1 protein-coding gene is annotated in these 566 nt (G+C 51.8%); it reads left to right on the forward strand.

What is annotated here, in order from left to right:
- Positions 1 to 566 (forward strand): hypothetical protein (locus ACTHRE_RS11055; protein ID WP_440345078.1); only part of this gene is annotated, 566 nt, incomplete at both ends.

Here is a 566-nt window from a genome sequence, read left to right on the forward strand (position 1 = left end):
ATTCCACAAGACAAAGTGAAAGATGGTTCTGAAGTAACTGCACAGGCGAAAGATCCGTCTGGTAACGAAAGCACCCCGGTTAAAGCCAACGCAGGCAATAACGCTACGGCTCCTGACACGACTGCACCGGCTAAACCGACAGTTGAAGCAAAAGACAACGGCTCAGTGGAAGTGACTCCTCCTGCAGATGCGGATACCAAGTCTGTAGAAGTGAGCTACACCGATGAAGCGGGCACACCGAAAACAGCAACCTTGACCAAAGGTGAAGATGGCAACTGGACTTCAAACAACCCAGATGTTGCGGTAGACCCAGCGACCGGCAAAGCAACCATCCCAGCAGATAAAGTAAAAGATGGCTCACCGGTGACTGCGAAAGCGACTGACACTGCGGGTAATGCAGGTGAAGAAGGTACAGCGAATGCAGGTAATAATCCTGACACGACTGCACCAAGCGCACCAGAAGTGACCCCATCAACTACCGATGGCTCAGTGGCTGTGAAAGTGCCTGGTGATGCCCAAGCAGGTGATACTGTAGAAGTGACAGTTACCCCTGAAGGTTCTGACAC

Origin of the sequence: Neisseria sp. P0001.S007, from assembly GCF_051963655.1 — a bacterium.
Lineage (GTDB): Bacteria > Pseudomonadota > Gammaproteobacteria > Burkholderiales > Neisseriaceae > Neisseria > Neisseria subflava_A.